Here is a 14027-nt window from a genome sequence, read left to right as displayed (position 1 = left end):
CCCCCCGGCCGCCCCCCCCCGCCCGGGGGGCGGCGCGCCCGGCCCGGCCGGGGGGGGGGGGCCCCGGGGGGGGGGGGCGCCCCCGCCCCCCCACGACAGGGTTTCCCCGCTGCCGCGTTCGTGCACGCGCATGCGGAACCGTCCGACGCCGTTGACGACGAGCGGGTCGTTCGGTACGACGAATTCGATGTTGACGCCGCCAGCCGGTGCCGGATCGAGTTGCGGAATAAAGGTGAGGTCGGCAGCGTCGAGTTCGTCGTCGTCGGCGAGGGCGACGACCGTGTGCGGATTGCCAACGTTGATGCCGAGGCCCGGACGGGCGACCGCCAGGTTCTTGGTGCGCACGAGCGGTTCGGTGCCGTCGAGCTTCCACCGACCGAGATCGACCTGAAAACCCGAGGCAGTGCGCTGCACGTCACGCACGCCGCCGCGGGTACCGATCGTGAGGGTGGCGCCGGGCTGCAGCTCGGCGAGGTCGTTTTCAATCAAGAATTTGGCATAAACACGGATACCGTTGCCGCACATCTCCGAGACCGTGCCGTCGGCGTTCCAGTAGTCCATGAACCACTGTGCCGCGTCGTCTTCGGCGAGGGCGGCCGCGCCGTCGGGCAGGTTCGTGCTGCGCACGGCACGGATGATGCCGTCGGCGCCGACTCCATACTTGCGGTCGCACACGGCGCGAATCTGCGCCGGGGTGAGCTCCATCGTGCCGTCGGGATCAGCGAACAGCACGAAGTCGTTGCCCGTGCCGTGGCCCTTGGTGAAGTTCAAAGTGATGCCCATGCTGTCAGTTTACGGGGCGGCCGCTGGGGGCATCCCCGGGCTGGCTCGAACCGTCGGTGCCGTGAGCGAACGGGGCGCACTGCCCGAGTCGACGTGCGCGAGGGCGTCGTCGACTCGGTCTACCGCACCAGAAGCGATCGAGTGCGTGTGGGCGTACCGTTTGAACCAGCTGACCTGACGGCGAGCATACCGGCGGGTGAGCTGCTGCGTGGCTTGGATAGCCTCGGCCTGGCTGAGGGTACCGTGCACCTGGCCGAGAGCCTGCGCGTAGCCGATCGCGCGGCTCGCGGTGACACCGTTCTCGATGCCGGCGGCAAGCAGACCGCGCGCTTCGTCGACGATTCCACTCGCCCACATCTGCTCCACCCGGGCATCGAGCCGGGTGGTGAGCTGCTCACGCGGGGTCCGCAGGCCGAGCAGTACGCTGGGACGCCAATACACCGGCTCCTCCGGTAGGGCGGCCAGGTGTGGGGCTCCGGTCAGCTCGACGATCTCCAGCGCACGCACCAGGCGTCGACCGTTGCGCGGGCCGATGCGCAGTGCAGCTTGCGGGTCAACGCCGTGCAGCCGGGTGTACATCAGGCCCGGTCCGTTCACGGCGAGTTCGGCTTCGAGCCGGGCACGCAGCACCGGATCGGTGCCGGGAAAACGAAAGTCGAACACGACCGCGGAGACGTAGAGACCCGAGCCGCCGACCAGGATCGGCGTGGCCCCGCGCGCGCGTATCTCCGTGACGACCGCGCGAGCATGCGCTTGGTAGTTGCTGACGGTGGCCTCGTCGGTCACGTCGAGCACGTCGAGCAGGTGGTGCGGAATGCCGCGGCGTTCGGCCAGGGACAGTTTCGCCGTGCCGATGTCCATGCCGCGGTAGAGCTGCATGGCGTCGGCGTTCACAATTTCGGCTGGCTGCCCACGCTGAATCAGCCGTTCGGCGAGGTCGAGCGCCAGCTCAGACTTGCCGGTACCGGTCGACCCAACGATCGCGATCAGTGCCGCCGGTTCAACGGGCCCCGCTGGTTCAGACGACACCGTTCCTAACGCTCGTCGTCGTTCACGTTGTAGATGGGAATGGTGGTGGAGCCGCCTTCGAGTCGCAGGCCGATCGTGGGCAAGCCCAGCGAGACCGGACCCGCGCTGCTCGTCCCACCGTGGGTGGGAACTCCGCAGGATTCGGCTTCTAGGCGGTCCCAGGCCTCTCCGGCCCGGGTCGAGCGGATGCGCAGGGGTGCGCCGTCGGTCGAGTCCGCGATGAGGTGGAACGGCGCCGCCTGGGTGACGACCACGGTGACCATGTCGCCGGGCCGGGGGCGGGCCGAACCGGCCGGTACATCAAAGTGCACGAGGCGGCTATCGGGGGCGCGCCCGCTCAGGCGGTGCGTGTCACTGTCTTTGCGGCCGCCGTTGGCGACGAGCAGCTCGACTTCACGACCGATGAGCGCCTGGTTCTCTTCGAGGGAGATGCGCTCCTGCACGGCCGCAAGTCGCTCGTAGCGGTCTTGCACGATGCCCTTGGGTACCTGGTCGGGCATGGTCGCGGCGGGGGTGCCCGGACGAATGGAGTACTGAAAAGTGAACGCGGTCGCGAATCGGGCCTGTTCGACGACCCGCAGCGTCTCCTGAAAGTCTTCCTCGGTTTCGCCGGGAAAGCCGACGATGATGTCGGTGCTGATCGCGGCGTTCGGCATCTGTGCACGCACCCGGTCGAGAATGCCCAGGAACTTCGCCCCACGGTAGGAGCGGCGCATCGATTTGAGGATACGGTCGGACCCGGACTGTAGCGGCATGTGCAGCTGTGGCATAACGGCGGGCGTTTCAGCCATGGCATCAATGACGTCGTCGGTGAACGCGGCGGGGTGCGGGCTGGTGAAGCGGATGCGCTCCAGCCCCTCGATCTTTCCGGCCGCGCGCAACAGCTTGCCGAAGGCGAATTTGTCGCCGAACTCGACCCCGTAGGAGTTGACGTTCTGGCCGAGCAGGGTGACCTCGATGGCGCCGTCGTCGACGAGTGCCTGGATCTCGGCGAGGATTTCGCCCGGGCGGCGGTCTTTCTCCTTGCCACGCAGGGCCGGCACAATGCAGAAAGTGCAGGTGTTGTTGCAGCCGACCGAGATGGAGACCCAGCCGCTGTAGCTGGAATCCCGCTTGGTGGGCAGGGTCGACGGGAAGGTTTCGAGGGATTCTAGAATCTCGAGTTGAGCTTCGCCGTTGTGCCGGGCACGTTCGAGCAGGCTTGGCAGGGAGCCCATGTTGTGGGTACCGAAGACGACATCGACCCACGGTGCTTTCTCGAGGATGGTGGCCTTGTCTTTCTGGGCAAGGCAACCGCCGACGGCAATCTGCATCCCTGCGTGCTTGCGCTTGACCGAGGCGAGGTAACCGAGATTGCCGTAGAGCTTGTTATCGGCGTTTTCCCGCACCGCGCAGGTGTTGATCACAACGATGTCGGCCTCGCCGCCGTTGGCCGAGACGTAGCCGGCCGCTTCGAGCGAGCCGCTGAGCCGTTCGGAGTCGTGCACGTTCATCTGACAGCCGAAGGTGCGCACCTCGTAGGTGCGCGCGCACCCCGATTCGTCGATCGCGGCTGCCGAGGGGGTGATCACGGTTCGGCTTGCTAGTTCGGGGGCGACGATACTCATAGTGGTAACAGTTTACGCGAGCAATTCGGTGTGCGGGCCGTGTGGTTCGCGCATCAGCGGAATCGTACGCGGGAGGCACCACCGCCGCCGCGGTTGTCCATGGCGGCCTTCACCGCGAGTCGAACCGCGGTCGAGCTGTAGCCCTTGCGCATCAAAAAGCCGGTGAGACGGCGGTCGATGGTCTGGTCGTCGAAACGCTCCATCTGCGCAATACGCTTAGTAGCCAGGTCGATGGCACGTTCAGCTTCGTCATCGGGAAGTTCTTCGAGTTTGTCCAGCATGACGCTCGGGTCGAGCTTGCGCCGTCTCATTTCGGCTTCAACACCGGTGCGACCGAGGCCCTTGCGCACGTTGTGGCTGTGGATGATCTGATCGGCGAGCTTGACCTCGTCGAGGTAGTTCAGCTCGATGAACTTCTCGATGATCTCACTCGCCTCACCGGAGTCGACTCCGGTGGTGTTGAGCACCAGCAGCGCCTCGACCGTGGAGAGGGAGCGGCCACGCAACCGGTGCAGCAAAACCTTTTCGGCCCGCTCACGCTTCTCGAGTGCATCGGCGACGAAATCGGCTGCGGCGTTGGCCTCATCGTCGAGGTGATCGCTGACCCTGTGCGCACTAGCGGCTTCATTGGCCGCAGCCGCAGCAGTGCCTTCGATCTCGAAATCAGGGAAGCCGTCTTCGAGTCGCGGATGCAGCGGCGAGCGACGTTTCATTCCGGGTGCCGCACCGGGCAGGTAGGTCACGGGAGCCAAACCGGCGTCTGCGCGTTCTGCTGCGTCGTCCTGGGGTTCGAAATGAACCATTCCCGTGACCTGCCTCTCGGTGCCTGTAGTCGTGCAGTGTGTAGTCGTGCAGTGTGTAGTCGTGCAGTGTGCTGGAGTGCGTTCTTGTCTGGTTAGGCGCTCTTGCGGGCGGCCGGGGCCGTCTTGGCGACGATCGGGCCGCCGGCAAGCAGAGCCGTGGCATCCGCTTCAGCCTTGGCCTTGGTTTCAGACTCCAACACGAGAGCCGCGGCAGCCTTCTCGGCGGCCTTGGCGGCGATACCTTCGGGGCCAATGCCGAGCTTGATCAGAATCTTGCGCTCGATCTCGTTGGCCATGTCCGGGTTCTTGAGCAGAAAATTGCGCGAGTTTTCTTTACCCTGACCGAGCTGGTCGCCGTCGTAGGTGTACCAGGCACCGGACTTCTTGACGATGCCCTGGTCGACGCCGAAGTCGATCAGGCTGCCCTCGCGGGAGATGCCGATGCCGTAGATGATGTCGAACTCGGCCTGCTTGAAGGGCGGTGCCATCTTGTTCTTGACGACCTTGACGCGGGTGCGGTTACCGATCGCCTCGGTGCCGTCTTTCAGGGTTTCAATACGGCGAATGTCGAGACGCACCGAGGCGTAGAACTTGAGCGCCTTACCGCCCGAGGTGGTCTCAGGGCTGCCGAAGAACACGCCGATCTTCTCGCGCAGCTGGTTAATGAAGATCATCGTGGTGTTGGTCTGGCTGAGTCCACCGGTGAGCTTGCGAAGGGCCTGCGACATGAGGCGGGCCTGCAGGCCGACGTGGGAGTCACCCATCTCGCCTTCGATCTCAGCGCGCGGTACGAGAGCGGCCACGGAGTCAACGACGATGAGGTCGATGGACCCGCTGCGCACGAGCATGTCAGCGATTTCGAGGGCCTGCTCACCGGTATCGGGCTGCGAGACGAGGAGGGCGTCGATGTCGACGCCGAGCTTTTTGGCGTATTCCGGGTCGAGGGCATGCTCGGCGTCGATGAAGGCGGCGATGCCACCGTTCTTCTGCGCGTTCGCGATGGCGTGCAGGGTGAGGGTGGTCTTTCCCGAGGATTCCGGGCCGTAGATTTCCACGATGCGACCACGCGGCAGTCCGCCAACACCGAGCGCGACGTCCAGGGCGATCGACCCGGTCGAAATGGTTTCGACGGGGGCGCGTTCGTCGCTGCCGAGGCGCATGACCGATCCCTTGCCGAACTGACGGTCGATTTGCGCGAGGGCGGTTTCGAGGGCTTTCTCGCGGTTCGCTTGTGATGCCATGGTCGTGATCTCCTAGGTTCTGCACGGTCGCTACTACGAGTGTGCATGGTGGCGCCTGTAGGCTGTCGGCCCGCGCATCGGGAGGACCCCGATGCGCGTTTCGACAAGGCAATTGCTGACTTTCTCTGACAAATGCGACTGTACGCTGCACCTCCGACATTGGCCGGGAGCACGATCGAACGGTGCGCAATCTGTGAGATTGTCTGCTGTGGAGGAGCCTATCAAGACCGAACAGGTATTCGAGCATTACCGAGATTATTCTGCGGCGTGTCGAAATACCGGCCTGGCATGGACGGGCCAGAACGCGCTAATCTACCGGCGGGGAGCGGGGATGCCAGCCCCGTACCAGCGGCTGCGCGGCACGTCGACCTCGGCGCAGAGTGCCAGCCAGACGTCGCGGGCAGGAACACCGGCCGCGAGAGCTTGGTCCGCGGTTAGTCCGCCGAGTGGGGTGAGCACGAGATCGCGGGTGAGTACGCGCCCGTAGGCGTCGCCGAACTCGTCTCTCATTGCGGTGCGGAATTCACTCAGTCGCACAACGCTCCTTCAACCTCGGTCGGGCACACAGTCGTGCCTGAAATGACACCACCGCCGACACGAAGTGTCGGCGGTGGTGTACTGATATGAATCCTGGGGATGCGACCGGCTGGTGGCTAGCGCACCATGAGGTCGGCATCAAAGGTGGTAACGAACTCGTCCGGTACCGTGTAGGGGAACTGATCGATTCCCTCGATGACGGCGAGACGGTCACCAACTTCACGCATGATGACCGAAATCGGGGTTTCCAGAGCGTCGGCGACAGAAGCGAGAATCTCCGAGGAGGCCTCTTTCTGCCCCCGTTCTACCTCGCTGAGGTAGCCGAGTGCGACGCTGGCTTTGCTTGCGACCTGACGCAGGGTACGCCCCTTTTGCAGGCGGAAGTCCCTGAGCACATCGCCGATTTGCTGACGAACAAGAATCATCGGAACCTCCTTCTTATGCCTAATAACTCAAGCCAATCACTACCGGATTGTGGTGCTGGATGCTCACCATACTGCATTCATCCAACACATTGACACTACTGAGAATCACTGGGCTTTGCTTGTGAATGTCTTCGATGTAACCCGCCCGCAACAGGAACTATTCCGCGTCACCCTGCGCTATCAGCGCACGCACAGCATCAATGGCCTGCCGCACGGTTTCGGCGCGAATCTCGGCCCGATCGCCGTCGAGCTGCAGCGGCACAGCCCAGGAACCTGTGCCCTTGGACAGGCCGATGAACACCGTTCCGGCCGGGTGTCCACCATCCGGGCCGGGCCCGGCCACACCCGTGGTCGACACACCGACATCGGCGCGCACGTCGTTCACGGCGAGCAGGGTACGCACGCCGCCCGCCATCTGCTTGGCGACATCGGCGTGTACGGGGCCGTGCACGTTCAGCACGCTGCTGTCAACGTGAAGCAGGCTGCGCTTGAGTGCCGTGTCATAGGCAACCACTCCCCCGCGCACCACGACGGATGCTCCGGGGATGCGCACGAGTTCCGCCACGAGCAGGCCACCGGTCAGTGATTCGGCGACGGCAATGCTGAGGTGGCGGGTGGTGAGCTCCGCGATCAGCTTGGCCGTCGCATCCGCTGGCCCAGTTACTGGCCCAGTTTCTGGCCCAATTGCTGGCCCAGTTGCTGGCCCAGTTGGTTCAGCCGAGTGAGTAACGGGGAGGGAACCCGTGATCGGAGCCGGGTCAGGCAACGTCGTGCTTTCGCAGGCGCCAGGCCGAGACCAGATAGTCCAGGCCGGAAACCACGGTGAGCACGAGGGCGATGGTCATGGTCGCCGTGTTGAGCCAGTGCACCCACTCACCAAAGACCAGCCAGAACGGCAGCAGGGCGAGCGAGATCGACACGGACTGGGCGATGGTCTTGAGCTTGCCGCCACGGCTGGCCGGAATGACCCGGTCGCGCAGCATGACAAACCGGAACACGGTGATGCCGATTTCGCGCACCAGGATGACGATGGTCACCCACCAGGGCAGCTCGTCGAGGATGGACAGGCAGACCAGGGCGCCACCGGTGAGAATCTTGTCGGCGATCGGGTCGAGAATTTTGCCGAGGTCGGTGACGAGGTTGTGGCGGCGGGCGATCATGCCGTCGATGCCGTCGGTGGCGATGGCGATGATGAACAGAACGGCGGCGGCCCAGCGCAGGGCGCCGTTGTCGCCGTTGTCGGCCAGCAGCATCCAGATGAAGACGGGGGCGAGCAGAATGCGCACAACCGTGATGAGGTTGGGCACATTCCAATTGCTGGGGCGGGTGACGGATTGGTGCGGTGATGCCATGGTTCAGTCCCTGCCGGTTAGTTTCCAGGCATCCTCGTCGTCTTCGGTGCCGTCCACCTCAGAATACCCCTGTGACATTTTCTCGACCGGGTCGTCGGCGTAGCGCGGGTCGGGTGCCGACCCGGCGCGCGCGTCATCGGACTGAGCCTTCAGGGCGTGCTGTTCGTCGTCGGAACCGCGCAGGCGGGCGAGCACGCTCGGCAGCTGCTCGGCCGTCACGAGCACGTCGCGTGCTTTGGACCCTTCGGACGGGCCGACGATTTCGCGGGATTCGAGCAGGTCCATCAGGCGGCCGGCCTTGGCGAAACCGACCCGCAGCTTACGCTGCAGCATCGACGTCGAACCGAACTGGGTCGAGACGACGAGTTCCGCCGCGGCGAGCAGCACCTCGAGGTCGTCGCCGATGTCGGAGTCGATTTCCTTGCGCGGCGCGACCATGGAGACGTCGGGCCGATAGTCGGGCCGGGCCTGCATGGTGACGTGCTTGACGACTTTCTCGATCTCGTCTTCGGTGACCCAGGCGCCCTGCACGCGCACGGCTTTGGAGGCGCCCATCGGCAGGAACAGCGCGTCGCCCTGGCCGATGAGCTTGTCGGCGCCGGGCTGGTCGAGGATGACCCGGGAGTCGGTGACGCTCGTGACGGCGAACGCCAGCCGCGAGGGCACGTTGGCCTTGATCAGCCCGGTGACAACGTCGACGCTGGGTCGTTGGGTGGCCAGCACGAGGTGGATGCCGGAGGCGCGGGCGAGCTGGGTGATGCGCACGATGGAGTCTTCAACGTCGCGCGGGGCGACCATCATGAGGTCGGCCAGCTCATCGACGACGACCAGCAGGTACGGGTACGGCTTGAGTTTGCGTTCGCTTCCAACCGGCAGCACGATCTCGCCATTGACTACAGCCCTGTTGAAGTCATCGATGTGGCGAAAGCCGAAGCTCGCAAGGTCGTCGTAGCGCATGTCCATCTCTTTCACGACCCACTGCAGCGCTTCGGCCGCTTTCTTCGGGTTCGTGATGATGGGAGTGATGAGGTGCGGCACGCCAGCGTACGCGGCGAGCTCGACCCGCTTCGGGTCGATGAGCACCATGCGTACGTCGCTCGGCTTGGCGCGCATCAGCAGGCTCGTGATCATGGAGTTCACGAAGCTCGACTTGCCCGAGCCGGTCGAACCGGCCACGAGCAGGTGGGGCATTTTCGCGAGGTTGGCGATGACGAAGCCGCCGCCGACGTCTTTGCCGACGCCGATGGTCATCGGGTGCGTGGCATTGGTGGCGGTGCTCGAACGCAGCACGTCGCCGAGGGTGACGATTTCGCGGTCGGTGTTGGGGATTTCGATGCCGATGGCGCTCTTGCCGGGAATGGGCGAGAGGATGCGCACCTCGTTCGAGGCGACCGCGTAGGAGAGGTTCTTGCTGAGCGCCGTGACGCGCTCGACCTTGACGCCCGGGCCGAGTTCGATCTCGTATTGCGTGACAGTTGGACCACGGGAGAATCCGGTGACCTTCGCATCGACCTGGAACTGGCGCAGAACCTCGGTGATCGACTTGACGACGTCATCATTGGCGGCCGAACGGGCCTTGGCCGGCGGGCCGGCTGTGAGAGTGGATGCCGCGGGCACGAGATACGGAATGGCCGGGTGGGGGTCGGTGGAGGCGAGGGGCGGCAGGGCCGCGCCGGAGGCATCCACTGCCTGGCTCAGTTCGGGAAAGACGTCGTCGAAGCCGGGGAGCACCTCGGTGTGCCCGGCCGGGTCGTCGGAGTGCAATCCGGTGGACGGCGCCCCGCCGAGGTCGACCTCGCCGGTGAATCGTTTGACGGCGAGCTCGGCCTTGCGCAGGTCTTCGAGCACGTCGGTGCCGTAGTGATCCCGTTCGGGCGGCGCGGTGTGATCGGTGACTTCGGACTCGATGGCGCTGTCGAAACCGCCCCTTGACTGGCTGCCGCCGAGCAGCACACTGAGCGGGTCGGCGGCATCGGGGGTGGAGGGTCCAACCTTAGCTTCAGTCGATAGTGCACTACCGAAGTCGGGGTCTTCCTCCCGCTTGCTGTTGTTGCGGCGCCACCACGGCAGTGCGCCCTCGGACTCATCGTCGACGCCGTCCAGCTCAACCTGCGCGGTCTTGCCCAGCTTGGCGCCCTTGGCCTCTTGTGCGGCCGCTCGTTCTTCGTCCTCGGTCAGCTGGGCGCCGAACAGCCAGTCGTAGAGCTCACGGGAGCGCTGACCGACCCGGTTCGGCGGGGTCTTGGTGATGATGAACAGGCTCAGCAGCAACAACACGATGACGACGATCGTGGCACCGATCGACGTGGTCAGCATGATCAGCGGGGCGGCGATCATCCACCCGATGACCCCGCCGGCCAGCGCGAGGGCTGGCATGCCGTCTTGCGGCTGCGGCTGCACGCCGAAAATGTGGCAGAGTCCCGAGATGGTTACGAGCAGCAGGCTGAGCCCGATGCCGATGCGGCCGTTGTCGTGCACGGAACTGGGTTTGCGAAACAGCCAGACAGAGAACAGCAGCAAAATGACCGGGAGGGCGAAGGCGACCCGGCCGAACAGCCCACCGAAGGTGTACGCGTCGAGCTGCTGGGCGACGACGTTGTTGATCAGGAACCATTCAACGATGGCTCCCGAGATGGCGAGCAGCACGAGAAAGAATGGCAGGCCGTCGCGGCGTTCGTCTTTGGAGAGTTTTTCGGGGCCGAGCGCACGGGCGGCGCCGCCGGTCAGGTGGGCCAGGCCCATCCAGGCGCGGGTGCCGAGGCTCGGTTTTACGTCGACGGCGGTGAACTTGACGGTTTTCTGCGCGGCGGTGCGACCGGCTCCGCGGGTTGCCGGTTTGCGCGCCGGAGCGCCCTTCGCTGCCGGGGTGCGGGCACGCCCGGTCGACTTAGTGCTCGTAGCCATGAAATAACGCTACCAAGCACCGGCGACATTCCCCCGGCCCCACGCCCACGGCCGGCGGCATCCGTCTGTGTCAATAGCGGATGGCGTCAATCACCTTCACCCGCACCGCGACCAGTGCCGGGATCAGCCCGGCCAGAGCGCCGACGACGCTCGCGCAGACCAGGCCGAGGATGGCCGCTTCGACCGGGAACGGCGGAAAGTCGGTGACCTGGCCCTGGCTGATGAAATCCTCAACCAACGGACTCTTCACGATGAGCACAGCGGCGATCACGCCGACGATGCCGGCGACGACGGTCGCGACGACGCTTTCCATCATGACGGCGAAGAACACCCGGCCGGCGGTCGCCCCGAAGCTACGCCGAATGCCGATCTCTCGAATGCGCTGCTTGAGCGTGACCAGGGCAATGTTGACCAGGCCGAGAGCGCCGAGCAGCAGCACGAGACCGGCGATGGCACCGACCGTGAGCTTGAGCGAGAGGTACGGGTCGCCGTCCTGGAACGCCGCATAGTCCTGGCGGTTCACCTGAACGACTGCATCACTTCCCAGCGCCCCCTGCACATCACGCTGCAGAGCGCCCACCAGCTGTTCGGACACGTCGACGGGCACCCACAGCTCGTAGGACGGCGGTCCGAATTGCAGGTTCGGGCCGCTGACGACCGGGGTGATGGCGGTGAGGGCGTCGGCGAGTATGTACATAGCCGGTTCGGTTTCGTAGGAGAGCGCCGGATAGACACCGGTGACGACGGCCGTCGTGGTGCGTTCGCCGACCAGGGTGGCCGTCGGGTGTGTGCGCAGGTCGGGTCGGCCGAGGCGGTCCCAGAAGATTGAGTTGATCAACACGGCTGGCGCGAGCCGGGCCCGGTCGTCATCGGTGAACCAGGTTCCCTCATCGAGAGTGATGCGGTGCATGGTGCCGTAGGGCGGGTCGACCCCGAAGGTTTGCACCGGCACGGCGCCGTCAGCGAATTGCACCGTCTGGCTGGTGTTGACGACCCGGCTGGCATAGTCGATTTTGTACCGTTCGAGGGCGGTACGCCAGATTTCGGGCATCTTGGTTGGGGTGGAGCCGTCGTTCATTGACGCAGACAGGTACAGGCTGGCCGCGCGCCCACCCGATCGCTCGCTCGATTCGACGGTCGCCTGCTGGGCGACTCCGCCGAGCCCGACGACGGTCGTGATGGCACAGACGGCGACCGCCACGCCGATCAGTGACAGCATGACGCGGGTCTTGTGGATGCGTACTTCCTGCCAGGCCTCGATGACCGAGCCGACCAGGTTGCTCGCGACGCGCTTCATGCGGGCACCGCGCTCGAAACCTGCAACACGCCATGATCGAGCCGCAGGTGACGGGTGGCCCGGGCGGCGATGGCCGGATCGTGCGTGATGGTGACCAGAGCGGCCCCGGATTCGGTGGCGACCTCATCGATGAGGTCCATCACCGTTTCCCCGGTTTCGAGGTCAAGGGCGCCGGTGGGTTCGTCGGCGAGAATCAGTCGCGGACCGCGCACCAGTGAACGGGCGATCGCCACCCGCTGCTGCTCACCGCCGCTCAATCGGTCGGGCAGCGAGCCGAGCCGGTCGCCGAGACCGACCCGTTCGAGCATCTCGGTGGCAATGCGGGCGCGCTGCCAGAATTGGCGACCGTCGGCGTAGAGCAGTGGGGTCATCACGTTTTCGAGGGCGGTGCGGCCCTGCAGCAGGTTGAACTGTTGAAAGATGAAGCCGACCTCACGGCCGCGCAGCCGGTCCCGGGCGCCGGTAGGCAGCGACTGCACCGGGCGGTCCTCGAACAGCATGGTGCCGCTCGTGGGGTTGTCGAGCAGTCCGAGCAGGTTGAGCAGGGTGGTTTTACCCGAACCGGAGCGACCGACGATCGAGACACGGTCACCCACGTTCACCTCGAGGTCAACGCCGGAGAGGATGGTGAGCGGGGGTGCGTCGATGAGTTGCACCGTCCGGGTGACGCCCTCGAGGTGCAGCAGGGTCATTTGGAGATCCCGCTGCTGGAAATGCCGCCGTCGAAGCAGACCGTGCTGCCATCGGGCTGCAGATCGCAGCCGCCGGTGCCGGGAGCGACCGCGGTGGCGCCCGGCACGAACTGGTTGATCAGGTCGCCTTCGATGAGTCCGTCGATGATCTGCACGTTGATTCCGTCGGTCATGCCGAGCATCACCGGGCGCTCTTCGGTACCACCGTCGGGCACGACGAACCAGACGACGCCGGTCTCGGCGGAGCCCTTGACCGCGGTGGTCGGAACGACGAGCACGTTTTCGGCCAGACCGGCGGCGATCGTGATCTGGGCGGCCAGACCGGAGAAGACGGTCACCTCGGCCGGAATCGCGCAGGTGACGGTGGTGCCGCTCGTGCCGGTCTGGCCGCCGGCCCCGCCGTCACCGCCGGTCGTGGCACCGGCCAGCGGGGTGGTGATGGTCAGTCCCGTGCAGGTGAACGGGGCGGGCCCATTGGTAATCGCTACGGATGCATCGTTGGGCTTGGTCAGCAGGCGATACTGCTGCTCGGGGCTGAGCGCGCCGCTCACCGAGAAGCTCGGCGGTGCAACCTGGCCGGTGGCATCCCCGACGGCCACGCTCTGGCCGTGGATCACGCCGAGCGAGCTGAGGATGCCGGCGATCGGGGCGAGCACCTTGGCGAAGGTGATCACCGGTTTCGGCTGGGTGATGGTGACGTTGCCGTCGGCATCCGTTGTTTCGACGGGATCTTTGATCGTCTCGACCCGGATGTCGTAGATCTTGTCGTCCTTGTTCACGGCCAAGCCGGCCGCCACGAAGATCTCGTCGACCGTGCCGATTGCGGTCGCTTTGACGGCGACGGCCGGATCGGCGCTGACCGTGCCCGGCAGCGTCACGTCGTTGCTGATGGTGCCGAGAGCCACCGGAATCTGGGGTTCGACGATGACGCCGGTCGGTTCGGCCGGGTTACTGTCGACCGCATTGTCGGGGTAGAACGCAATCTTGACGAGGGCCACGGCGATGGCCGCGATGCAGATCAGTCGAAGGATGGGAAAGACCCATTTGCGTGCAATGTTCACGACACTCCCCACCCGGCTGACCCAACGTAGGTCATGTTCGATGGGCTGATCATAACGGTGTGCGTGCGGATGTGCCACAGTCGGTTGCGCCGCCACGAGGTGGAAATGAAACTAATAGTGACGTTGAGGGTGGAAATACCGAGATGACGACCAACAACCTGTGATCGGGGCGCCGCCTCGTTTAGAACGGTTGGGGGTGGGGGTCGTCGAAGTGGCTGGGAGAGTTCCAGGGGTCGCGCACGGGCGGGGCAGCGGGGGCTGGTGCGGGGGAAGGGTTCCTGGTGGTGTCGTGGGGG

The 14027-nt window shown here is 65.3% G+C and carries 13 protein-coding genes; all 13 read right to left on the bottom strand.

What is annotated here, in order from left to right; all coding sequences use genetic code 11:
• A partial coding sequence (gene dapF, locus LH475_RS02170; protein ID WP_297412755.1) for a diaminopimelate epimerase occupies positions 1–783 on the bottom strand: 783 nt, incomplete at its 3' end.
• Positions 784–792: 9 nt separating this feature from the next.
• Positions 793–1812 (bottom strand): tRNA (adenosine(37)-N6)-dimethylallyltransferase MiaA, encoded by a 1020-nt coding sequence (miaA, locus tag LH475_RS02165; protein WP_297412754.1) that lies wholly within the window; start codon positions 1810–1812, stop codon positions 793–795.
• Between the two features lie 5 nt (positions 1813–1817).
• Positions 1818–3419 (bottom strand): tRNA (N6-isopentenyl adenosine(37)-C2)-methylthiotransferase MiaB, encoded by a 1602-nt coding sequence (gene miaB / locus LH475_RS02160; RefSeq protein WP_297412753.1) that lies wholly within the window; start codon positions 3417–3419, stop codon positions 1818–1820.
• Positions 3420–3472: 53 nt separating this feature from the next.
• Positions 3473–4222: a regulatory protein RecX gene (locus tag LH475_RS02155; protein ID WP_196845162.1), complete on the bottom strand. Its 750-nt coding sequence runs from the start codon at positions 4220–4222 to the stop codon at positions 3473–3475.
• A gap of 92 nt (positions 4223–4314) precedes the next feature.
• Positions 4315–5463 (bottom strand): recombinase RecA, encoded by a 1149-nt coding sequence (gene recA / locus LH475_RS02150; RefSeq protein WP_297412752.1) that lies wholly within the window; start codon positions 5461–5463, stop codon positions 4315–4317.
• Between the two features lie 312 nt (positions 5464–5775).
• The gene (locus LH475_RS02145) at positions 5776–6000 is read right to left on the bottom strand and encodes a DUF3046 domain-containing protein (RefSeq protein WP_196845161.1); all 225 of its coding nucleotides are present in this window, start codon (positions 5998–6000) and stop codon (positions 5776–5778) included.
• A 116-nt stretch (positions 6001–6116) separates the two neighbouring features.
• Positions 6117–6425 carry a helix-turn-helix transcriptional regulator gene (locus LH475_RS02140; RefSeq protein WP_196845160.1) on the bottom strand — a complete coding sequence of 103 codons (309 nt, stop codon included), beginning with the start codon at positions 6423–6425 and terminating at the stop codon, positions 6117–6119.
• 157 nt (positions 6426–6582) lie between these two features.
• Complete coding sequence (locus tag LH475_RS02135; protein WP_297412756.1) at positions 6583–7056, bottom strand: nicotinamide-nucleotide amidohydrolase family protein; 474 nt, start codon at positions 7054–7056, stop codon at positions 6583–6585.
• Between the two features lie 127 nt (positions 7057–7183).
• Complete coding sequence (gene pgsA, locus LH475_RS02130; RefSeq protein ID WP_196845159.1) at positions 7184–7777, bottom strand: CDP-diacylglycerol--glycerol-3-phosphate 3-phosphatidyltransferase; 594 nt, start codon at positions 7775–7777, stop codon at positions 7184–7186.
• A gap of 3 nt (positions 7778–7780) precedes the next feature.
• Complete coding sequence (locus LH475_RS02125; protein WP_196845158.1) at positions 7781–10681, bottom strand: DNA translocase FtsK; 2901 nt, start codon at positions 10679–10681, stop codon at positions 7781–7783.
• 70 nt (positions 10682–10751) lie between these two features.
• Complete coding sequence (locus tag LH475_RS02120) at positions 10752–11978, bottom strand: ABC transporter permease (protein ID WP_196845157.1); 1227 nt, start codon at positions 11976–11978, stop codon at positions 10752–10754.
• Positions 11975–12670, bottom strand: a complete 696-nt coding sequence (locus tag LH475_RS02115; protein WP_196845156.1) for an ABC transporter ATP-binding protein — start codon at positions 12668–12670, stop codon at positions 11975–11977. Before LH475_RS02115 ends, LH475_RS02120 begins: the two co-directional genes overlap by 4 nt.
• Positions 12667–13731 (bottom strand): efflux RND transporter periplasmic adaptor subunit, encoded by a 1065-nt coding sequence (locus tag LH475_RS02110; protein WP_196845155.1) that lies wholly within the window; start codon positions 13729–13731, stop codon positions 12667–12669. Before LH475_RS02110 ends, LH475_RS02115 begins: the two co-directional genes overlap by 4 nt.
• Between the last annotated feature and the right edge of the window lie 296 nt (positions 13732–14027).

It is taken from the genome of Cryobacterium sp., from assembly GCF_026786305.1.
Taxonomy (GTDB): Bacteria; Actinomycetota; Actinomycetes; order Actinomycetales; family Microbacteriaceae; genus Cryobacterium.
The sequence above is the reverse complement of the archived record's forward strand: the minus strand, read 5'-3'. Positions and strand labels throughout refer to the sequence as shown.

Coding starts and splice junctions, on each gene's coding strand:
- pgsA (WP_196845159.1), bottom strand. CDS start 7,777: ATGGCATCACCGCACCAATCCGTCACCCGCCCCAGCAATTGGAATGTG.
- LH475_RS02140 (WP_196845160.1), bottom strand. CDS start 6,425: ATGATTCTTGTTCGTCAGCAAATCGGCGATGTGCTCAGGGACTTCCGC.
- LH475_RS02155 (WP_196845162.1), bottom strand. CDS start 4,222: ATGGTTCATTTCGAACCCCAGGACGACGCAGCAGAACGCGCAGACGCC.
- miaB (WP_297412753.1), bottom strand. CDS start 3,419: ATGAGTATCGTCGCCCCCGAACTAGCAAGCCGAACCGTGATCACCCCC.
- recA (WP_297412752.1), bottom strand. CDS start 5,463: ATGGCATCACAAGCGAACCGCGAGAAAGCCCTCGAAACCGCCCTCGCG.
- LH475_RS02120 (WP_196845157.1), bottom strand. CDS start 11,978: ATGAAGCGCGTCGCGAGCAACCTGGTCGGCTCGGTCATCGAGGCCTGG.
- LH475_RS02125 (WP_196845158.1), bottom strand. CDS start 10,681: ATGGCTACGAGCACTAAGTCGACCGGGCGTGCCCGCACCCCGGCAGCG.
- LH475_RS02115 (WP_196845156.1), bottom strand. CDS start 12,670: ATGACCCTGCTGCACCTCGAGGGCGTCACCCGGACGGTGCAACTCATC.